The following is a 22,178-nucleotide window of genomic DNA, read 5'->3' as shown; positions in this document are numbered from 1 at the left end:
ATGTTTTGGACGAATGACATTGGCTGTAAGGGAAAGGGGAGATAGGTATGACACTTTTTTTGGTGAATACGGGCCTTGTTCTTTTATTCTTGTATTTTATTAGTCGTCAGAACGATGATGAAATCCTGTATGATGAAGATTATTTCCTCGAACACCCTTCTGCGTTGGAAGAATATCAACAAATGCCAATTGAATTTCAGAATGCCTTCTTCCGTAAGCATAAGGAGTGGCTAAAAGAAAAGTATATGCTAGGAGATAGCTATTTGCTGGGATACTGTCCAAATAAAGATGTCAGGCGGATATGGCTGTCGGAATTTCTAAATAATAAGGACTGCCATCCAACACCATGAATGAGAAAGTAAAAGGCTATTGCTTTATGAAAGCGGTTTCTTTACTTTACGGCTTCCTCTGATTTCAGTATGATGGATGAAGTGCATCATGAGGAGGAAGAAAACGATGTTAGATATATTGGTAGCAAAAGTAGACGAAGAACTTTCAGCCTACGGTGTAACCACAGAGGTATTACTAAAAACAGAACGCTCGATTTTAGAAGGAGAAGAATACCACGAGGTTGAGATGCGGTTCATGGAGGATGAAGCAAGGGAAGGTGCACCAGTAGCCGTTATTCACTTATTTCCGCTAGAAGAAGCAAAAATGTGCGAAATTGAAGTAGAGGTTACTTATCTTGTAGATGGACGAGATACCAACGCTTTATGGCAAGCTGCTAAAGCCATTGTGCCAGAGATCGCTTTTACAAGCAAAAAGCGCATGCTATCGCCAGAGCAAGACTCGCAGATGGAATGGGTTGCTGATTTTCATTTTATGCTTCCGCTCAATCCAATGGATGAGCAGGATGAATGGAAGCCAGTGCTTACAAATATGGCAGCACATGTAGGAAAATTGGTGCGTATTGTTTATTAACCTGTAAAGGAAAAGGCTCTCAATCGAGAGCCTTTTCTTTTACCATAATTCCGGTCTTTTCTTCATAAATTTTAAATAAAGCGGCCATATCCTCCATTGGATATTTTTCGCTAGCTTGCTGATACATTTGTTCAGCCAGCTTATTGATCGGCATGTCCAGCTCGTAGGCTTTTGCTAATTCCCCAGCAATCCGCATGTCTTTGTATAACAATTGATTGCTAAAGCGTGCATCAAAGTCACGTTGGTGTACCAATGGAACGATTCGATGCAGCATTTTGCTATCTCCCGTACTTGCTGACAGCACCTCATACAACTGAGTTGTATCAACCCCTGCTTTGGTAGCCAATATGAAGGTTTCTGCTAAAGCAGCCGTATGTACACCAATCAAATAGTTATTCATCAGCTTAGCAATACTACCATTACCGATTTTTCCTAAGTAAAACAAATTTGTTCCGAGTGTATCAAATACTGGTTTAGCTCGCTCGTAATCGTTTTCTAATCCGCCACACATGATAGCTAGGGTACCGGCAGTAGCTCCCATCGGACCGCCGCTGATCGGAGCATCCATGTAAGATCCTCCCTTTGCTGTGATAGCGTCATACACGCGTTGATTTAATAACGGGCTTATCGTGGAGTGATCAATCACCAATGTTCCTGTCAGATCAGCGCTTAGAATGCCATTTTCGCCAAAATAAACTTCTTCAATTGTAGAAGGAAGAGGTAAGCAGGTAAGTAAAATATCTACCTTTTCCACCAGATCGGCAGGGTTTTTAGCTTCAACGGCACCTAGAGAAACAGCTTTGTCTATAGGGCCGCGACTTCTCGAAACAACATGCACAGGAAATCCAGCTTTAAGTAAATTTTGTACCATAGGCAGTCCCATTGTACCTAGTCCAATAAATCCAATTGTATCCAGTAGAATCTCCTCCAATTTTTTATAGGTCATGCTTACTCTTTATTATAACAGGGCAAAACAATCATCGTCAGAAAAAAAGGAATTTTTGAAGTGCGCAGAGAAATGAGTGAACATTCATTCAAAAATAGAAAGTGGGGATATCGGATGCTATCACATATTTTTCAACCAATTCAAATTGCAACACTACAGTTGCCTAACCGTGTGATTATGGGGTCCATGCATGTGGGCTTGGAAGCATTAGATCATGGATATGAGCGCCTTACTGCTTTTTATGTAGAACGAGCAAAGGGAGAAGCAGGCTTAATTGTTACGGGAGGAGCCGCAGTGTTGCCAGAGGGAGGTGGCGGAGCAGGCTTTACGAACATTTATGCAGATGAGCATATTCCACCACTGTATAATATGACTCGTGCTGTCCATGAAGCTGGTGGAAGGATTGCGCTACAGCTTTTTCATGCCGGGCGTTATGCTTACAAGGAAATGACAGGTCTCGATCCTGTAGCTCCTTCTCCATTACAAGCACCTATTAATCGAACTGCCCCTATTGAAATGGATGAGGAATTAATTTTACATACCATTCAAGCTTTTGCAGATGCAGCCCGCCGAGCGAAGGAAGCAGGCTTTGATGCAGTTGAAATCATGGGCTCAGAGGGGTACTTAGTTAATCAATTTTTGTCACCTGTGACCAATCAACGTTCAGATGGATGGGGAGGAGATTTAAAACGACGTGCGCGATTTGGATTGGAGATAGCTAGGCAGGTTAAGAAAGCGGTTGGTCCAGAGTATCCTGTTATTTTTCGAATGTCTGGGCTTGATGTTATGCCAAACAGTACGACAGTAGAAGAAACGGTTCAATTTGCAGTATGGCTGGAGGAACTAGGTATTGATGCCTTAAATATTGGCATTGGCTGGCACGAGTCGCAAGTGCCCACCATTTCTATGATGGTTCCTCGTGCTTCGTATGTTTGGGTGGCAAAGGAAATCAAAGCGGCAGTTGGTATTCCGGTTATTGCTAGTAATCGCATAAACGATGTTCGTTTGGCAAATCAAATCGTCGCAGAGGGACATAGTGACCTTGTTTCCATGGCTCGGCCTTTTTTGGCAGACCCGTATATTGTAGCCAAGAGCAGAGCCGGGCGTTTTGCTGAGGTTAATACATGCATTGCCTGTAATCAGGCTTGTCTCGACCACATTTTTGAAGGAAAAACAGCTTCTTGTTTAGTTAATCCATTAGCAGGTCGTGAATGGGACATTAGCATTACACCAGCGGAAAAGACCAAGAAGGTGGCAGTTATCGGAGCAGGTCCGGCTGGGCTGGAGGCAGCGCGTGTGCTAGCATTGCGTGGGCATGACGTGTCATTGTGGGAGAGGAATAATCGGTTAGGGGGACAGCTTAATTTTGCCAGTCAGGTTCCTGGGAAGAGCGAATTTAAGGAAACACTCCGCTACTACGAGAATGAGCTACGTAGACTAGGGGTAAAGGTACATCTGGGAGAGGAGGCCACCAGCGATAAGCTTGTCGCTGAAGGGGTAAGTGAAGTCGTCCTTGCTACCGGGGTAATACCACGATCACCTGAGCTTCCGGGGAAGGAGCTGCCGCATGTCGTAAGCTATGCCGATGTCTTTACAGGAAAGGTACCCGTGGGTCAGCAGGTAGTGATCATTGGGGCAGGCGGAATTGCCTGCGATTTATCACATCTACTGGTAACGAACACCACGCTTTCAGCAGAAGCAGGTCAATATTTAGCGGAGTATGGGATCGTATCAGCGAAATCATATGGTAGCATGCAATATAACAAGCGTTCTATCACGCTTTTGCGTCGAGGCAAACATGTTGGTACGGGATTAGGCAAAACCACTCGCTGGGCCGTTCTAGCGTTGTTAAAGAGACACGGAGTAGTGATGAAAACGGAAATTGAGTATAAAGAAATTTTACCAGATGGCGTTCGTATTATAGAGAAAGGACAAGAAGCAATCATTCCGGCAGATACGGTGATAATAGCAGCTGGAAGCACACCGAATCGCATACTGGCGGATTCTTTGCCAGCAGAAATGAAGGTTCATCTGATTGGTGGAGCGAGGGAAGCTGGGGAATTGGATGCGAAACGAGCCATTTGGGAGGGCATGAGCGTAGGGAGAGAAGTATAGCGTACTCTACCGTACCGTGCAAAAGGATACTTTGAACAGATGTATTTTTGCTGTACAAAAAGTCAAGTAAGCCCTACGTTATTTGTTTTTGTCCCATACACATAATGCAATGCCTTACGTACAACATAAATAAAACCTCTCACCCACTCGTATTAATTACTGTGGGTGAAGAGGTTTTTTAGATGAAAAGAAGGTAATAAATCCTTCTCTTTTTGAAATGTAAACGCAATAGATGTTCCCTTCCCAAGCTCACTTGCCACTTGAATTTCTCCTCCATGTGCCAATGCTAATTCTTTGGCAATAGCCATACCTAATCCAGTTCCCTGAGTCAGACGGTCTGTATTGGTTCCCCGATAGTAGCGTTCGAATAATTGGTGGGCAACCTCGGGATTCATTCCTGTACCACCATCGCGAATTGTTAACGTGAAGCCCTCTACATTTGGATCATCCGTTTCACAAGCTAGTAAGCAAATCTCTATAGGTGTACCGACAGGATTATGCAGGATGGCATTTGCAATCACATTATCAACCATACGCTGAAAGGCGTATGAGTCTACAGGATAATGAATCGTTGGTAAAGCCGGACGAAAGGTAAGTACGGCCTCCTGAAATTGAGGATGATTCAAAAAGGAAATAATAGAACGCCGAACAAGCTCATTAATATCCTGAGAGGTAAAAGTAAGCGAATAAGCTCCGTTTTTTAAACGGTAGGTCATGCTCAAATCATTTATCAGGGCATCCATGTAAGCAGATTTTTCGCTCATAGTTGAGCCGAAGTCACGAATTTCCTCCGGTGTCCATTCATAGTTTTTATTCTCCAGCATTTTGGAATAACCCAGTATGGAGGAAAGAGGAGTCTTTAAATCATGCGAGACTCCAGCTATCCATTCCTCGCGAGTTTTTTCTAATTGATTTCGGATTTCGTTGTTACGTTGTAAGCATGCCACGAGATGGTGCATGGAGAACATAACTTCCTGATAAATGCGATAGTTGCGTTTATAGTGACCGGACTTGGTGAGACTTTTAGGTAGACCATTTCTGTCTTGGGGCTCCTTATAGGTTCCTTTTGCTATCTGATTCAGCCATTCTAACAAGTGTAGCATTGGCGTGCCAAACCGATGTCCGTACCAAAGAGATAATAATAAAAATACCGTAATAATAGCAATCAGTAGGACAATGATGGTGACCCCAGCAATCTGACCTTCGGAGGAAAGAGAAAACAAGCTTGTAGTAGTACCCGAAGCAGTGGCAGGTGCATGGAGAATCCAGGTTTGTTTTGTTTGATCATCATAGGTGGTAAAAAGACGCTCTTGATAGCGTGCTGGATACTGTATCCTCAGCGTTAATTCTTGTACAGAATAGTGGTTCAGGGCATTAGGTGGTTTCAATAAGGAAGCTATTTCTGTTCCGTTTGCATCAAGGAGTTGAAGCCACATATTGCTTTGAAGCAGTTTCTGCTCCAAGGAGGCGGGAATAGCTACACTCTCTGATTGCAGGGTTGCAGCTTTGCTAATTTGTTTCAGCAGTTCTGCCTCCTTATATGTAACCCCATATAACAGTGTGTAGGTTACGCCATCTTTCGGCTCGATCCAGATGTACAGAGAGTATGGAAACTGCTTTTCCCCGTTCCAAATGGCATGAATTTCTCCAGGCCTATAGTGATTCGGCACATCAGGAGGGGTCAAATAGCTAGAGGTCACCATTCCATTTTCGTCAATGGTTTGCAGCCAACCTCCTGACTTTTTCACCTGAGCCAGCATATCGGGATCAAAAATAATATTTCCGTTCTCTAAGCGTAGGGTGGTTACTAAATTGGATAAACCTGCACGAGTAAAATCCCGGCTCATCTCTAGCTCATTGATTTTAGCGTGCATAAATGAAAAAGCCACCGTGACGAAGCCAATCGAGATGAAGGAGGCGACCAATAATAAGGAAATGAATTGAAGAATGAGACGATTTTTCATATTCATACTGGTTTAGCCCCACGCTGGAGTAGCTTGTAACCAAGTCCTCTAATTGTAACTAGATAGATTGGATTACTTGGTATTGGTTCAATTCGCTCACGAATCCGATGAATATGCACCATTACTGTATTGTCATCAGAAAAGGAATTGTGCCCCCAGACATGCTCGTAAAGCTGTTGCTTACTAAAAATCCGATTCGGATTCTGGCATAAAAATAGCAGGAGCTGATAAACCTGAGCGGGGAAATCGACAACCTTATTAGCGACCCTCACTTCCCCAGCTTGTTCATCTAATTGAAAGTGGCCAAAATCATAGACGGTGGTCGGATTTACTGCTATGGGTTCTCGTTCCGTTGATTGTAGGTAACGACGTAGATGGGCTTTTATACGGGCTACCACCTCTAAGGGATGAAAGGGTTTGGTAATGTAATCGTCTGCACCCACCGCAAAGCCGGATAATTTGTCTAAATCGGTATTTTTCGCCGTTACAAACAGAATGGGAGCATTGGTATACACTCGCAGTAATGGACATATCTCTACGCCGCTTTTTCCAGGCAGCATGACGTCCAATAAGATAAGATCATAGGTTTTATTCTGACAGGCATTCAAGGCATCTTCGGCTGAGATTGCCACATCCACATGCTCAAATCCTTCTTTAGAAAGAACGGTTCTTAGCATTTTACCGATGGCTAGCTCATCGTCCACCACCAAAAGTTGTGCATGAAGCATGCACCATTCCTCCTTTATGTATAGATCCTCTTCGGACTGCTTCTAGGGTTTATCATACCATGGTTTTCTCGGGATTTTAGACACCCGATCTTAACTCAGTCTTAACGAATAAAGAAGAACAGGAAGAGGACAAGCGTACAAAGTAAGCTACTCGTAAGGAAGAGTTTCGAGAGGGGTAATGTTCTTCTGATAAGGTTAAAAAAGATAATTTCGAGAGGGGTCTATTTATGAAACGATCTATTTACCCGCCTATCCTTTTAGTAGCTGCGCTGGGAGTCAGTCTCACTGCTTGCGGGAAGCCGGTGGTTCATCAGCCTGAGAAAACAGAAGTAGAGCAAAAAAAGGAGACGGGAAGCATCATGCAGCCGATCGAGCCGAAGCAATTCGGTGAAGTATTTTTAGACGAGGAGTATGAACGAATCCATGCACAAATGACCAAGGAATTTCAGCAGCAAGTAAGCTCAGAGGAATTGAAGCAACTCGCCCATCCTTTTCAGGAGGGAATAACAGGCTATACGTTACAGGCTGATGTACCAATAGGAAATGGTTATCAGCAATATCTATGGCTGGATCAAAGTGGCACAAAGGGATTAAGTGCTATATTTAACCAGCAACAAAAAATTAATGGACTAAAAATTATGCCACTAAAGGCTTTTCCACAAACGGATCAGGCCTTTACAAAAAATGTCTTCACTCCTCCTGTCAAACAGGATTGGTTTGTCTTTTGGGGAGGGACAAACGAATTATTTAACTACCATTATGAGCAAGAAAATCAGCGTTATGCTTACGATTTGGTTATCATGAAGGATAAAAAGACCTATCAGGGTGACCCGTCTAAGAATGAAAGCTACTATGCTTACGGGCAGGAGGTGAGTGCTGCGGCGGATGGCAAGGTAGTGAAGGTGGAAAATAAAATCCCTGATAACGTACCCGTTGGCACAACGAATAAAACAGAACTGCTTGGTAACCATGTGATTATAGACCATGGAAATGGCGAGTATAGTGTCACTGCACATTTAAAAACAGGCTCTCTTAAAGTAAAAGTAGGAGATAAGGTGAAACGAGGCGAGGTCATTGGATTGTGCGGAAATTCAGGTAATTCTAGTGAAGCACATATTCATTTTCAAGTTTCTAACTCACCTGAGGTTATGAATAATAAGTCCATTCGCATTAAGTGGGAAGGGAATGCGAATCCGATTCGCGGCGAATACATGAAAAAAGGCTCGTAGATGTTAACGAAGTAGTAACGTTGATTGTAAGACAGAAGGAAAACGTAGCAAGAAGCATAAGTATATAGCTTCTTGCTACGTTTCTTATCTACACAGCTAGGAGAATTAGCTTCTATTATAAATCGAGTAAGCGAAGTGATAGACACTGTCTACATTAGAAGTTAGCTTGGTTGATCCACTAGCCACTACAAGCGGAATCACATCATAATAGTGTATAAACGAGTAGAGGTAGTGGGTGTTCTGACCGATAGCCGGGCCAATTCCGTTCACGGCGATACTAAAGTTTCCATTGGCATCGGCTGTTCCTGTGCCTGAATAGACCGTATTATTAAGACGTGTCACGACATACACCGTAATGGGAACATTATAAGCCGGGTAGCCATTGGCATCGTATGCTTTTCCATGAACGGTAATATTATTTTTAATTCTCCATTTTTTCCCTTGAGAATAATCGACTAAGCCTTCCACACCTCCATCTGAGTTAATGTTGTTGATTACTACAGAGCTCGCTACTGATTGGTCTTTAACACTTAACGTATAGGTCTGAGAATCACTATAGCCTGATGAAGAGAGAACGCGAATAAAGTAGTCACCTTTAGGGAAATTGACGAGATACTGCTTGTTTTGATCGAGGCTCAGGAGTACATTTGCTGCTGCATCTAATATATCTGCGCGATAAACGGTACCTGAGATCTGGTTGTCTAGGGTGACAGAGATTGATTTTGGTTCTAGTACGTGGAAATAACTCCAATCTTCATCGAATGGATTATCAATCGTTTGGGTATTGGTAAAGGTGGTGGAATCCTTTTCCTGAGCGAGCCATGCATTGTCATCGGGTTCAGATTTGTCGTAGGTAGTGGAGTGCTTGACTACGAGAGCAAAGGTATTAGCCGTATCAAAGCCTTTAACGGAATTTACGGCAATGTAGTAATAACCTTCAGGGGCGATGCGGGCAACCTGTTCGTTTTTTCCCGCTTGATAGGAGGAGATTAATTCTTCTTCAAGCTTCATCGTTTCCTCATTTAATTTAAAGAGATGCAGATCATAATTCACGTCAGTGGAGCGAACTGTTTGAAGGAAGACGGTTAATTTTCCAGGATTAGTATTATAAAAAGCATACCATCTGATCTCGCCTTCCTTATTGATGGTGCCAGAGTGAATAGAGTCGATGGTGATTGGCTTAGCATTATTTGCGTCCGTATTTTCTGCCTCAGCTTCGGCAGTAGTGGCTTTTTTCTTTTTGGGGGCAGAGAGAGAATCATCAATGTCCACTGTTTTTTCTTCAGGATCAAGTAGCTTTTCTGCCCCCTCCTCAACAACTAGCTTTTCTCCTAAAGGTTTTCCTAGCTTTTCTGAGCCTAACTCTACTTCTTTAATCTGGGGCTTGTCCGGCTTTTTCTCTTCAATGACTTCCTTGGCAAAGCCTACACTACTACTAAAAGCGGTTGTAAAGAGGAGAGCAACAGATAATAACACTTTTTTCACCATTTGAATAATAAGCCTCCCTTTGTGATGAAATTAATAGCTTGAATACTATATTATCAATAAATGTAATATTATTCCATATATTATTTCTTACAATTTTTTGAATGTAAGATAAAAATTTAATGGTGATTTCTTCGAAGAGATTTTATGTGATGTGCGAAAAACGAAAATCTTACGGGTTTCTACTATTACAAACTAGGTAAGATGTGGTAAAACTAGAGAAGAACGGAGGCGAATGAGATGCATTCCATGATTATAAGCAAGATTGAAAGCCAATTAAATAGCTTTACGCAGGCAGAGAGAAAAGTAGCAAGCTATATTGTGAATCATGCCGAATTAATTCCAACCATGACAACAAAACAAATTTCCAAGCAATCAGGCGCAAGCGAAGCTAGTGTCGTTCGGTTTTGTAAATCAATTGGGATGAGTAGTTTTCAGGCGTTTAAGCTGGCGCTAGTTCGAGATTTAACTCGCTCAGATATGAATATGAGCGACTTCTCCATCATTAAAAAGCAGGACGAGCCCTATGAATTATTTCAAAAAGTCCAGTATCACAATAAGACTGCTATTGAGGAAATATCCACTTCTCTTGACAGACGGGAATTAGAAAAAGCGGTAGAGGCTATTTTACAGACGAAGAGTGTCATCTTTTACGGTGTAGGTGGCTCCTCGGTAGTGTCCTTGGATGGTTGTCATAAATTTAGAAAAATTGGCTACTACTCAGAGATGACCACCGATTTTCATATGATGCTTCCTGTGGTGTCCAATATGAAAAAAGGAGGGGTACTGATCGCTATTTCTGTAAGCGGGAATACCAAAGAGGTGCTGGAAATCGTACGTTTCGCTAAAAAGAAGCAGGTGACGGTTATCGCTATTACCAATTTAACGAAATCTCCTTTGTATAAAGAAGCTGACATTAAGCTGTGTACGCCAAATATTGAACAGGATTTTCGTGTAGGTAGTTTTGCTTCCAGAATTATGCACTTAACGATTGTGGATGCCTTATATGTCAGTGTGTTTAATCGAATAGGGGAAACGGTTATTGAGAACTTTAATGAAATTCGTGAAGAGGTATTAAGGTCTAGCAGGTAGGAAAGGAGATAGGTGCGCGGATGCTTGCCTTTATGCTGCATCCTTGCTCTCTTACTACCTATTTTTTTATTGTGTATTGAAATTTTGATTCATAAAATAAATAAAATAATTGACGTTTTATTTCAAAGTGGTAAAATGAAAGCGGAAACAAAATAGGAGCAGAAGGTGAGCGCATGCTGGAGAAATTGGTAACAGAGACACGTAATGATAGAACGATGAATTTGGACCAGATGACGATCCTAAACGTGTTGCAAATCATGAATGAGGAAGATCAAAAGGTACCACGTGCCATTGCTGCTGAGCTGGAGCAGATTGAAAGAGCCATTCAGCTAGTGATTCGCTCTTTTAAACAAGGCGGAAGACTTATTTATATAGGGGCCGGTACCAGCGGACGATTAGGAATCCTGGATGCAGTGGAATGCCCTCCTACTTTTGGTACTGATTTTGAGATGGTACAAGGATTGATTGCTGGGGGAAAAGAGGCTTTTGTCGTTGCGGTGGAAGGTGCCGAGGATAATGCTGAGCTTGCTAAAAGTGACCTGCAAGCCATTGGAATAACAAACAAAGACACCGTTATCGGGATTGCAGCCAGCGGACGTACACCTTATGTTATCGGCGCTCTCCAGTATGCGAGTAGTGTAGGAGCCAGCACAGCAAGCCTTGCTTGTAATAAGGGTGCGGAGATTAGTCGATTTGCTCATGTAGCTATCGAGGTAGTTCCAGGTCCTGAAATTTTGACGGGCTCCACTCGATTAAAGGCGGGAACAGCACAGAAGCTAGTATTAAATATGATCATCTCCACCTGCTCGATGATTGGCGTTGGCAAAGTGTATAAAAACCTGATGGTAGATGTTCAGCCAACTAATCTAAAGCTAGTGGAGCGTTCCAAGCGAATTATTATGCAAGCAACAGAGGTTAGCTACGAGCAAGCTACTGAATTCTATGAAAAGGCTAACAAGAATGTAAAAGCAGCAATCGTGATGATATTAGCTGCATGTGAATATGAAGAGGCGCTGGAGCGTTTGCAAAAGTATGAAGGATTTGTTCAGCACGCCCTCCAACAATCATCAGAATAGTATCGCAAGTAAAAATACAACCATTATAAACAAATAGATTCGACAACATGCATAGTGGGGTGTAACACTAAAGGCAGGTACAAAGCAGGTATCGAAAAGCATTTCGTTCATCATGCTTGTATAAAACCTACCTGCTGATGTCCAAGGGCTTCCCCCGCTCTTGAAAGCTAGTGCTTTATTTTAGTAAAGGTTACAAAAAACTTTCATACATGCAAAAGGAGGAATCGTAATGAAGGTATTATTCGTATGTTCCGCAGGGATGTCCAGTGCTATTGTGGTAAACGCTCTAAAAAAAGAAGCAGATAAGCATGGGGTCGAAATGGAAGTGAAGGCTGTCAGTACACAAGAATTTGCTGAGGAAGTGAAAAATGGCTGGAATGTAGCCATGGTAGCTCCACAGGTACGTCATCGTTTTGAACAGTTAAAACAAGAAGCGGATGCAGCAGGAGTGCCGTGCGAACTGATTCCACCTCAGGGCTACACACCACTTGGTGGAGCAACCTTATTTAAAAAAGTACAGGAAGTAGCAAAGTAATCAGACACCTAGAACATTTCTTGTAAAGAGGATGTCCGCAGGGCGTAAAGGGGGAAGTAAGACATGGACGCTTTTGTACAATTTCTAGATAAACACTTGTCAGGTCCTATTGCTCGTATCGCTGAACAACGACATTTACGTGCAATCCGCGACGGGGTTATCTCCGCTTTACCGTTTATTATCGTAGGAAGTTTCTTCTTAATTATTGCTTTCCCACCGTTGCCGCAAGATTGGGCAATCACAATGTGGGCAAAGGAAAATGCGGGTCAAATTCTTATTCCATACCGTATGACGATGTTTATCATGTCACTCTACATTTCCTTTGGGATCGGGCATAATCTGGCGAAGAGCTACAATCTTGATCCTTTGGCAGGTTCACAATTAGCAATCATGGCATTTCTCATGACGATTGCACCTAAAGTGATGGATGGAGCAGGCTTTGTTCTTCCAATGACCAATCTAGGTGGACACGGCTTGTTCGTAGCGATGCTTGCTTCTATTTTTGCTGTAGAGGTATTGCGCTTCTGTAAACAGCGTAATTTGATGATCAAGCTTCCAGATCAGGTGCCGCCTTCCCTGCTGCGTTCCTTTGAAGCATTGATCCCGGTAGCAATCGTGCTTCTGATCATGACAATCATTACGGTTGTCTTTAAAATTGATTTACATGGACTTGTTGATAAAATTATTGCACCGTTAGTAAAAGCAGGAGATAGCTTGCCTGGTATACTAATTCCGGTTATTTTAATTACGTTCTTCTGGGCATTTGGTATCCATGGGGTTTCCATTGTAGGTACGATTGCTCGTCCACTATGGGAAGTGTATTTGGCTAAAAATGCGGAGGCAGTAGCCGCTGGTCAAGCGATTCCGCATGTGGCACCTGAAACATTCTTCCAATGGTTTGTTTGGGTTGGAGGATCAGGTGCGACACTTGGTCTTGTCCTATGCATGCTGTTATTTGCCAAATCAAACTATCACAAGACATTGGGAAAAACTGTCATTGTACCGGGGATATTCAATATTAATGAACCCGTGATTTTCGGGATGCCGATTGTGTTAAATCCGGTGCTGATTATACCTTTCGTTATCGTTCCTGTCATTACGGCTTCCTTGTCGTATTATGCCACTGTGCTTGGCTTGGTGAATCCGACCTACATTATGGTACCGTGGACACTGCCAGCACCGATTGGAGCGTATCTAGCTACGGGCGGGGATTGGAGAGCCATTATTCTGGTCGTAATCAATATCCTGATTTCCTTCCTGATCTACATTCCATTCTTTAAAATGTATGACAAAAAAGTAGTGGACCAAGAAAGAGAAGCTGAGGAAACAGCGACAATGTAAACATGATGTAAGATAAAGAAAGGGGGGACGTGGAACATAGGGAGCTTATGGCATTCTTTGTCCACGTCTCTTTTGTTGGAGAAGCATACATGGTAGATGAGTAGCATTCTACTCACATTACGTTCTTGTTATCTGATAGTGTCGTTTTGCATAGAGGGGAGGAATGGACAATGGAGGAGAGCAACAAGCTTATTCGATTTCGTTGGAAAAGCGCTTTTTTCTTTTTTACGTTTTTGGTGGGCTTAAATTTGCTGCTTACCCCGTTTCTGATGTGGTTGGGACTATCCCAGCAAGCGAGTCTATTTCTAGTAAATAGCTTGGCTGGAGGCGCAGGCGTCAGTATCGTTATGCTTTACTTTCAAGGCAAATATAAAAATCATATGCAGGCTATCACATTTATTATCGGTTCATTAGTGGTTTGTACGGCGGCTAGTTATTATCTCGTGTACTTGTACTAAGCTTGCCATTATTTCCTCAAAAGACTAGAAATCTGCGGACAAGTATAGGAGAAATGGGACAGAGAGGAGAAAGCAAGATGAGTAAAAAAGGGATTAAGATTGTAACGATCGGAGGAGGCTCTAGCTATACTCCGGAGCTGGTGGAAGGATTTCTTAAGAGATACAATGAGATGCCAATCCGTGAATTATGGCTGGTAGATATCGAGGAAGGGCGAGAGAAGCTACACATTGTTGGTGAATTAGCTAAACGTATGGTCAAAAAAGCGGGTGTACCGATGGAGATTCATCTAACATTGGATCGCAGGGAGGCTTTACGGGACGCCGATTTTGTTACGACACAAATGCGGGTTGGATTATTGGAAGCACGGATTAAGGATGAACGGATTCCATTAATGCATGGAATGATTGGTCAGGAAACCAATGGAGCAGGTGGATTATTTAAGGGACTGCGTACGATACCTGTCCTGCTGCAAATTGCCGAGGATATGCAAGAGCTATGCCCGAATGCATGGCTGATTAACTTTACCAATCCGGCTGGCATGGTAACTGAAGCGCTATTGCGTTATGGTAAGCATTCTAAGGTCATTGGCATTTGTAACGTACCAATTACCACAAAGATGACGATAGCAAAGATGCTTGATATTGATGTAGGACGACTTCACATTGATTTTGCCGGACTTAACCATCTTGTATATGGACTTCGCGCTACAGTTGATGGGGAGGATGTAACCAAGCAGGTCCTGCACATGCTGGCTGACCCAGAGAAACAATTATCTATGCGCAATATCGCTCCAATGCCTTGGGAGCCAACTTTCCTGCAAGCATTAGGCGTAATCCCATGCCCATATCATCGGTACTACTATAAGACACAGGATATTTTAGTTGAGGAATTAAAAGCATTCGAATCAGGAACCACGCGAGCAGAGGTGGTAAAACGATTGGAAGACGATCTCTTTGAACTATACCGGGATGAACAGCTACAAATCAAACCTCCACAGTTGGAAAAACGCGGCGGTGCGTATTATAGTGATGCCGCATGTAGTCTTATCTCCTCTCTGTATAATGGAACAAATGATATTCAGACTTTAAATGTTAGAAACAATGGAACCATTCAGGGGATTCCTCATGATTCAGCAATCGAAGTAAATTGCATGGTTACGAAGGAAGGGCCAAAACCAATCACAGTAGGCGAGTTACCTACAGCTATTAATGGACTTGTTCAACAGATCAAATCGTTTGAGCGGGTAGGTGCAGAGGCGGCGGTGACTGGTTCTTATGAGAAAGCCTTGCTGGCATTGACGATTAATCCTTTAGTGCCAAGTGATGAAAAAGCTAAGGCTGTGTTGGATGATTTGTTAGAGGCACATCGTGATTATCTGCCTCAATTTTTTAAAGAGGAGCAAGCTTAATTATGGCTTATGCAATCGGACTTATGTCAGGTACCTCTTTGGATGGCATTGATGTAGCACTGGTCGATATTCAGGGAACGGGCTATGATTCACAGGTTAAGCTACTTGATTTTATGACGCTTCCATTTCCTCAGTCTGTGCGCGACGAAATTATGGACAGCTTGTCACTTGAACGCTCGAACGTACAGGTCATTTGTAGCCTGAACTTTAAACTCGGAGAATTATTTGCTGACGCTGTAGAAGCCATTTGTAAACAAAATCAGCTTGATTTTGCCAATATTTCTGTCATTGGTTCTCATGGTCAAACGATTTATCATCAGCCTCAGTCAGAGGGAGCGTATGTCGCGTCCACTTTGCAGATCGGGGAGCCTGCAGTAATTGCCTATCGTACCAACACAACGGTCATTTCCAATTTTCGCACCATGGACATGGCTGCAGGAGGACAGGGAGCTCCTCTGGTCCCCTACACCGAGCTGATCATGTACCGAGAACAGGAGAAGTCACGGCTGTTGCAAAACATTGGTGGGATCGGCAATGTAACCGTCATTCCTAAAGCCGCTCAGTTACAGGATGTGTATGCCTTTGATACAGGTCCTGGTAACATGATAATCGACGAGCTGTGCAGAGTTGTATTCGATACAGCTTATGATCAGGATGGAAAATGGGCGGCTCAAGGAGTAGTAGATGAGGCTTTGCTTACACAATGCATGAGCATCGAATATATGCAGCTACAACCGCCTAAATCCACGGGTAGGGAGCTATTTGGTAAGCAGTTTGTTGAGAAAATCATACGTGAAAATACTCATCTATCCCCATACGATTTACTTGCTACCATGACGATGTTTACAGCTTGCTCGATTGCTTATCATTACAAAAATTATATTTTTCCTACATTGCAGGTGGATGAGGTGATCATTGGGGGTGGCGGTAGCTATAACAAGACGCTACTCTCTATGCTACAACAACAGTTGGGGAATACATGCAGGGTTATCACACAGGAAGATGTCGGATTGTCGTCCGAAGCTAAGGAAGCAGTTGCATTTGCTTTATTGGCCCATGAAACGTTGCACCGTCTGCCAAGTAATGTGCCAACTGCTACAGGAGCTCGGGAGCCTGTTATTTTGGGGAATGTAACGTATCCTCCTAGAGGTGTGTAAAGAAGAGGAATCATGATATGAATGGGAGTGGATCAGCATGCAAAACGAAACGAACAACGAAGTCAATAACAATGAAACGGTCATTTTTGAAATTATTGTCCATAGTGGAAATGCTCGTGGTCTTGCTTTTGAAGCCTTGTCAGCAGCCGAAGAGTATAACTTTGAAAAAGCTGCTGAGCTGATGAAGCAGGCGCAGGAAGAATTGACACTTGCTCACCACACACAAACGGATTTAATTCAAGCTGAACTAAACGGCACGCCTGCGGAGAAAACACTGCTAATGATTCATGCACAAGACCATCTTATGACCTCAATGAGTGAGCAAAAGCTGATTGAGCATATGATTCGTATTTTACAAAAAATAAAAGCAGAAACCTCAAAATAGACAAAGGAGGGTTTGATATGCATCAGCTAGGTATCTCTATTTACCCAGAGCATAGTACAGTCGAGAAGGACAAAGCGTATATTGCATTAGCGCATCAATATGGCTTTACACGGATTTTTACTTGCCTATTGTCTGTTGAAGGGGATGCTGAGACAATTGTGCAGGAATTTAAAGAAACCATTGATTTCGCCAATAGCCTAGGTATGCAAGTCATCGTGGATATAGCACCGCGTGTTTTTGGTAAACTGGGCATTTCCTATGATGATCTATCCTTTTTTCATCGTCTAGGGGCTTATGGCATTCGTCTTGATATGGGATTTACCGGTCATGAGGAAGCGATGATGACCTATAATCCGTATGGGTTAAAAATTGAATTAAATATGAGCAGCGGAACAAAGTATATTGACAATATTATGACGTACCAGCCTCAAGTAGATCATATACTTGGCTCACATAATTTTTATCCGCATCGCTATTCAGGCTTGTCATTGAAGCATTTTGAAGCTTGTAGCCGCCAATTTAAAGAAAAAGGAATTCGAACAGCAGCGTTTGTTACCTCGATGGCAGCTACATTTGGTCCATGGCCAGTCACTGAGGGGCTTTGCTCACTGGAAATGCACCGTACGCTTCCTATCGCTACACAGGTAAAGCACCTGTATTCAATGGGGCTGATTGACGATATCATTATCGCAAATGCTTATGCGTCAGAATCAGAGCTACGTGAAGTAAGCGAAGTGAATCCTCATAAATTAACATTTAGGGTCCAGTTGCATGACAGCATTACGCCTCTTGAGAAAAAGATTGTAGTAGAAGAGCCACATTTCTATCGCGGGGACGTGTCCGATTACCTAATTCGTTCCACACAATCTCGCGTGAAATACAAGCAGGAGGATTTTCCACCATCCAATACACCGCATATCCGCCGTGGAGATATTTTAATTGAAAACAATCTATATGGGCAGTACAAAGGAGAATTGCAACTAGCTTTGCAGGATATGGAGAATTCAGGGAAGACCAATGTGGTTGGTCGTATTGCGGAAGAAGAAATTTTCTTATTGGATCAATTACAGCCATGGGGAAAATTTGCGTTTGTTGAAAAAGCGTAAGTAAGGTGAGTGAAGAAAAGTGGCCTATATCATTGGAGTTGATGGCGGGGGAACGAAAACAATAGCGGTAGCCTACAATTTTCAAGGAGCAGAGCTTGCTAGGGCAGAAAGCGGATATGGTAATGTTCTAGTGCATAGAGAGACAGCTATCGCACATATCATAAAAGCCATTGAACAATGTCAGAGTGCAATCGTAGACGATTGTGAATGTGCCTATTTATTTTTGGGGCTAGCCGGTATTCAGAGCGGAACACATCGTGAAGTAGTGGAAACGAGTCTACAAGAGCGTTTTGGAATACCACTCACGATCACAAATGACGCTCGAATTGCTCATGCGGCTTGCTTGCAAGGGCAAGATGGCATTTTGACCATCGCAGGTACGGGAGCGGTAGCGCTTGGAGTACATCAAGGTCAAAGCTTAATGACGGGAGGATGGGGGCATCTACTAGGTGACGAAGGTAGTGGGTATTGGATTGGAATCGAAGCTCTGCGTCAATTAATCCTAGAGGAAGAGTGTGGACTTGAATACAGCTCATTGGGCCAGAGGCTAGTCGAATATTTGAAAATCCAAAAGACAGCACAGATCAAAGACTTTGTCTATTCTTCTTCAAAGGATAAAATAGCAGCCCTAACCCCCTTAGTTGTGAAAGAAGCGGAAGCTGGTGAACCAAATGCTCAACGAATTCTACAAAGGGCGGGAGAGCATCTGGCTCAAATAACGATCCGTTTGTACCATAAATTCAGGTTTGAACCACCTGTTTCCATTGCTTTAAAGGGCAGTGTCTTGACCAAAATTGCGCTTGTGCAAGAGGCGTTTTACGAAGAGGTAAAAAACGCGATATCAGACCCCGTATTTGTTATAGACGAGACTTGTTCTTCAAAAGGGGCTTATTATTTGGCCCTGCAAGCGATGAATGAACAAAAACGCAAGTAAAAAGCATGATAAGCCGGAGTAGTAGACAGGAATTTGTCCTTCTATCGCTCCGTTTTTATTTTCATTGGCCTATTTCCATGCTTATTTGTATGTAATAGCTGTTCTCGAAACATTTCCATACCTTCGTCTCTATATATGTTACTCGATGTAATTCGTCTGCCAAAGCTAGTATAATATAAAAAAAATGTAATATTATTGAAATGTTCAGAATTATCTATCATAATATCTATATTGATAGTTACCACTCCTATCATATAAATCTGGTTATAAGGAGGATGAAATAATGAAAAAAGTAGTAAAAGTAGAACTCTCGGATAACAAGAATGTAAAGCAAATGAAAGAGTTAATGTGGCGTGTAGTTGTTGATGTTTGCTTGTAAAGTAGTACTTTTTTTAAAGTAAAATGAACTTTCAACGTAAAGGAGGGTTTTGCTGTGAAAAAAGTTGTTAAAATTACGGTCAACAATGAAAAAGTAGCTGAACTTAAAGGGATGGCACATCCAATTATTACCGGAGTTTGTAAGCTTTAATGTGTAAGGCAAGAGCACGTATGGTTTTGACGCGTGCTCTTGTTTTGTTATCGGACGAAAGCATTTCTATCAAATTGAAGAAGGGATAGGATAAAATGAATTCCCCTCACATGCTACAGCGTTATGAGGAATTACGTAAGCTAGCACATCAGACGGATGAATGGTTGGAGTCGAAAATAGGATCGGACTTCTGGGTAGATGGAATTAATGTATTTTTGACGATTGAACACGAGGATTTTGTAGAGGGCCTTGAACAGTTTCAACAACAATATACATATGAAGCAGAAGGTGTCACGAATTGCCTTAGACAGTTACAGCTTTATGCGAGACATTCGGGTGCGCAGGGTGAATTTGCGTTGTACCAGGCTTTGGCAGTAGGGATGACGTGGTTATCCTTACAGGAAGAGACGAATGGTCTTCACTTTAATCTACCTGTACAAATTACCAACCATTCTATAGCCCTCCTGCTAAGTCCAACTTACCTTGCTATATGGGCTAACAGCTATAATGCGGGCATTGAACTCTTTTTAGATGTGGATTCCACCTTACCTACACTGTTTCGTCCTGAGCACGGGAAAATCTATCAGAATGCAGGCTCCTATCTCCGGGGGGAAAATCTCAAGTTTCCGTTTCAAAATTATTTTCATGAAATTGCTCATATCCTCTTATTTCATGATGTCTATCAAAGGGTATTGGGTTCAGAGGCGGAATGTAGAAGCTATTGGACTCACATCGAGGGATGTATCTACGCATTAGAAGAGCAGGTACTAAGTGAGCTAATGGAAGTTCAGGCAGATTTGCATGTTATTGATGATGGATACGGGAATCTACAGGGCTTTGAAGAATTTGCCGCCTTCCGTATCCAGCTTTATCAAGGAAATGAGGATTCCTCTTTGACAGGTGATACATTGCGGACTTATGTGAAGAGGGGAATGCAATTGGGGGAAGGACATTCTCAGATACCAGATAACACGGTCAAACAAACAATTTTGTCTACTCATGAGGTAAGCGAGCGAGAACTGGAATTAGTAGATCCACATTGTTTTTCTTTTGTGAAAGCCCTGCAAGCTCATAGCGATTGGGGAGTGAAAAGCTATGCGCGAAATACCTTACCTGCCTTCAGAGAAACGGTAGAACTGCTTCCTACTGATGCGTATTGCATGAAAAAGCTGGAGGAATCACTTCAGAAAAAGCCGTGGCCAGACTTGCAAGCCCTACTATCCAGCGATCCGTTCCCACTTCTAGATTCAAAGCAACGAGAGCAGCATAAGCAACTATGGAAATTAAGAGAATTACTGTCTCGCTTGGCGGAGATTCGTGGATATTTGGAACAGCGCTCTGAACAGCTTTTCGAACAAAATCAGCACCAATTATCAATGAGCTATACGAAAATTCAGAAGGCCCTTTTCCCATTAGCAAAGCAAGTAGCAGGTTGGATAATGGAGTATGAAACGAATGCGGAATCAGAGAAGCAACACGAAATTCGGTATGAGTCTGTCCAAAAGGAGATCAGCGAAATTCTTCAAATGGTTCAGGAGGAAGAGGGGCAAAATCGTTTACTTTCCTTTTTACATGTGCCGTATTCCTATGTTTTAGAACCGAATTAGAGGAAGGATAGCTGCATATCGTCTGATTCTCTACACGAGAGTCAGATTTTTTGCTGTTTTTTCGATGACACTGATCTGGTTTTAACGGACTACATATAAGGGTATAGAGAAGAGAGGAGGGATGGCGATGGAATGGGAGTTACTCTTGCGTTTATTTGTTGGGGGCTTATGTGGGGCACTTATCGGATTTGAGCGTAAAAGTAGACAGAAAGCAGCGGGATTGCGTACGCATTTCCTTGTAGCAGTAGGCAGTTCATTGATCATGATTGTTTCTAAATATGCTTTTTTTGATGTTTTAGGGGATTCTGTCAAGTTAGACCCAAGTCGGATTGCAGCCAATGTGGTGAGTGGAATCGGCTTTCTGGGAGCGGGGACTATTTTAGTGCAAAAACAATCGATTCGTGGTTTAACAACAGCAGCAGGCTTGTGGGCAACAGCAGGTATTGGACTTGCTATTGGTTCAGGTATGTATGGCATCGGATTTTGTGCTACTATCCTCGTATTGATTGGATTGGAAATTCTAGATCGCAGCTTGCAATTGCTATTTCCAAAAACAATGCGTCTCGTGGTTCATTTGCAAGGACAAAATCACGTACGGGATGTAATTGATAAATTGGCAAATAATGGTGTGAAAATAACGACCTATCAGGTGGAAATGCCTGATGAAGAAGAGCACTCAAAAACAATGCTTGATTTGCAGATTCAAGCACAACTCTCTACAGAAATCAATCACATGCTACTAGAAATCCAAGATATGAACGGGGTTACATTTGTACGTATGGATAAATAAACCTAGGAATAAAAAAATGCCCGCCGATCTGCATATTTTGGGCGGGCAAATACTTGCGGATATCAGACTATCCATGATTTAGTTTACTTGGTTATTCGTATTTTCTCAAACGTAATAATTGGATTTTTTGAGAAAGTTATCAATAATCCTATGGTAGATATGTCACGGGAGGAAGTAAGAAGAAGTGACGCCGGAAAAATATAATAGCAAAAAATTGATAATGAAAAAATGCTCGAAATGAGAGGAAAATGTCGAACGATAAAGAAAAAAATTGGTTAGAAAAAAGAAATACAAAAATGAATTTTCAGTAAATAAAAACAAGCTTTCCTACAATTACCCCTTCCAGATGATTATGTATAGGAGATCATAAA

At 42.4% G+C, this 22,178-nt stretch carries 20 protein-coding genes; 16 read left to right on the top strand and 4 right to left on the bottom strand.

Annotation, left to right across the window (positions count from 1 at the left end; all coding sequences use genetic code 11):
• The first annotated feature begins 47 nt into the window (after positions 1-47).
• Together GOP56_RS11715 and GOP56_RS11710 are read left to right on the top strand one after the other, a co-directional pair.
• The gene (locus tag GOP56_RS11715; protein ID WP_003338723.1) at positions 48-350 is read left to right on the top strand and encodes a hypothetical protein; all 303 of its coding nucleotides are present in this window, start codon (positions 48-50) and stop codon (positions 348-350) included.
• 106 nt (positions 351-456) lie between these two features.
• Positions 457-921 (top strand): hypothetical protein, encoded by a 465-nt coding sequence (locus GOP56_RS11710; RefSeq protein ID WP_064019133.1) that lies wholly within the window; start codon positions 457-459, stop codon positions 919-921.
• A 19-nt stretch (positions 922-940) separates the two neighbouring features.
• On the opposite strand, the gene GOP56_RS11705 is transcribed toward GOP56_RS11710, so the two are convergent.
• Entirely contained in the window at positions 941-1,867 is a 927-nt protein-coding gene (locus GOP56_RS11705; protein ID WP_163245685.1) for an NAD(P)-dependent oxidoreductase, read from the bottom strand.
• A 114-nt stretch (positions 1,868-1,981) separates the two neighbouring features.
• On the opposite strand from GOP56_RS11705, the gene GOP56_RS11700 reads away from it, so the two are divergent.
• Positions 1,982-3,982 (top strand): oxidoreductase, encoded by a 2,001-nt coding sequence (locus GOP56_RS11700; protein ID WP_068793630.1) that lies wholly within the window; start codon positions 1,982-1,984, stop codon positions 3,980-3,982.
• A gap of 152 nt (positions 3,983-4,134) precedes the next feature.
• Here GOP56_RS11700 and GOP56_RS11695 read toward each other — a convergent pair whose 3' ends face one another.
• Both GOP56_RS11695 and GOP56_RS11690 read right to left on the bottom strand, forming a co-directional pair.
• Complete coding sequence (locus tag GOP56_RS11695; RefSeq protein ID WP_163245684.1) at positions 4,135-5,952, bottom strand: sensor histidine kinase; 1,818 nt, start codon at positions 5,950-5,952, stop codon at positions 4,135-4,137.
• Positions 5,949-6,674: a response regulator transcription factor gene (locus GOP56_RS11690; RefSeq protein ID WP_163245683.1), complete on the bottom strand. Its 726-nt coding sequence runs from the start codon at positions 6,672-6,674 to the stop codon at positions 5,949-5,951. The genes GOP56_RS11695 and GOP56_RS11690 overlap by 4 nt, the downstream gene beginning before the upstream one ends.
• 227 nt (positions 6,675-6,901) lie before the next feature.
• Between GOP56_RS11690 and GOP56_RS11685 the strand changes: the two genes are divergently transcribed.
• Complete coding sequence (locus GOP56_RS11685) at positions 6,902-7,903, top strand: M23 family metallopeptidase (protein ID WP_163245682.1); 1,002 nt, start codon at positions 6,902-6,904, stop codon at positions 7,901-7,903.
• A 105-nt stretch (positions 7,904-8,008) separates the two neighbouring features.
• Here the strand turns inward: GOP56_RS11685 and GOP56_RS11680 are convergent, their stop codons facing one another.
• Positions 8,009-9,391: a peptidase gene (locus GOP56_RS11680; RefSeq protein WP_163245681.1), complete on the bottom strand. Its 1,383-nt coding sequence runs from the start codon at positions 9,389-9,391 to the stop codon at positions 8,009-8,011.
• 237 nt (positions 9,392-9,628) lie between these two features.
• Here GOP56_RS11680 and GOP56_RS11675 point away from each other — a divergent pair, with 237 nt between their 5' ends.
• The 12 genes from GOP56_RS11675 (at position 9,629) to GOP56_RS11620 (ending at position 21,807) form a co-directional block, all read left to right on the top strand.
• Positions 9,629-10,480 (top strand): MurR/RpiR family transcriptional regulator, encoded by an 852-nt coding sequence (locus GOP56_RS11675; RefSeq protein ID WP_003340077.1) that lies wholly within the window; start codon positions 9,629-9,631, stop codon positions 10,478-10,480.
• Positions 10,481-10,653: 173 nt separating this feature from the next.
• Complete coding sequence (gene murQ / locus GOP56_RS11670) at positions 10,654-11,556, top strand: N-acetylmuramic acid 6-phosphate etherase (protein ID WP_163245680.1); 903 nt, start codon at positions 10,654-10,656, stop codon at positions 11,554-11,556.
• Between the two features lie 229 nt (positions 11,557-11,785).
• Entirely contained in the window at positions 11,786-12,091 is a 306-nt protein-coding gene (locus GOP56_RS11665; RefSeq protein WP_003338738.1) for a PTS sugar transporter subunit IIB, read from the top strand.
• A 63-nt stretch (positions 12,092-12,154) separates the two neighbouring features.
• Positions 12,155-13,432 carry a PTS sugar transporter subunit IIC gene (locus GOP56_RS11660; protein WP_003340071.1) on the top strand — a complete coding sequence of 426 codons (1,278 nt, stop codon included), beginning with the start codon at positions 12,155-12,157 and terminating at the stop codon, positions 13,430-13,432.
• Between the two features lie 170 nt (positions 13,433-13,602).
• Positions 13,603-13,890 carry a hypothetical protein gene (locus GOP56_RS11655; RefSeq protein ID WP_163245679.1) on the top strand — a complete coding sequence of 96 codons (288 nt, stop codon included), beginning with the start codon at positions 13,603-13,605 and terminating at the stop codon, positions 13,888-13,890.
• A gap of 77 nt (positions 13,891-13,967) precedes the next feature.
• Complete coding sequence (locus tag GOP56_RS11650; RefSeq protein WP_163245678.1) at positions 13,968-15,299, top strand: 6-phospho-beta-glucosidase; 1,332 nt, start codon at positions 13,968-13,970, stop codon at positions 15,297-15,299.
• A gap of 2 nt (positions 15,300-15,301) precedes the next feature.
• Positions 15,302-16,456: an anhydro-N-acetylmuramic acid kinase AnmK gene (gene anmK, locus GOP56_RS11645; RefSeq protein ID WP_163245677.1), complete on the top strand. Its 1,155-nt coding sequence runs from the start codon at positions 15,302-15,304 to the stop codon at positions 16,454-16,456.
• A 37-nt stretch (positions 16,457-16,493) separates the two neighbouring features.
• Positions 16,494-16,841: a PTS lactose/cellobiose transporter subunit IIA gene (locus tag GOP56_RS11640; protein WP_003340064.1), complete on the top strand. Its 348-nt coding sequence runs from the start codon at positions 16,494-16,496 to the stop codon at positions 16,839-16,841.
• A 17-nt stretch (positions 16,842-16,858) separates the two neighbouring features.
• Entirely contained in the window at positions 16,859-17,947 is a 1,089-nt protein-coding gene (locus GOP56_RS11635; protein ID WP_096888098.1) for a DUF871 domain-containing protein, read from the top strand.
• Positions 17,948-17,966: 19 nt separating this feature from the next.
• Positions 17,967-18,881: a BadF/BadG/BcrA/BcrD ATPase family protein gene (locus tag GOP56_RS11630; RefSeq protein ID WP_163245676.1), complete on the top strand. Its 915-nt coding sequence runs from the start codon at positions 17,967-17,969 to the stop codon at positions 18,879-18,881.
• Between the two features lie 624 nt (positions 18,882-19,505).
• Complete coding sequence (locus GOP56_RS11625; protein ID WP_163245675.1) at positions 19,506-21,017, top strand: hypothetical protein; 1,512 nt, start codon at positions 19,506-19,508, stop codon at positions 21,015-21,017.
• Positions 21,018-21,138: 121 nt separating this feature from the next.
• A complete protein-coding gene (locus GOP56_RS11620; RefSeq protein ID WP_031309738.1) occupies positions 21,139-21,807 on the top strand; it encodes an MgtC/SapB family protein in 669 nt (222 codons plus the stop codon).
• Positions 21,808-22,178 lie beyond the last annotated feature (371 nt).

This window comes from Brevibacillus sp. 7WMA2 (assembly GCF_010748895.1).
In the GTDB taxonomy this organism is placed as follows: domain Bacteria; phylum Bacillota; class Bacilli; order Brevibacillales; family Brevibacillaceae; genus Brevibacillus_B; species Brevibacillus_B halotolerans.
Note: the sequence above shows the minus strand (reverse complement) of the source record. Positions and strands in the feature narration are given on the sequence as shown.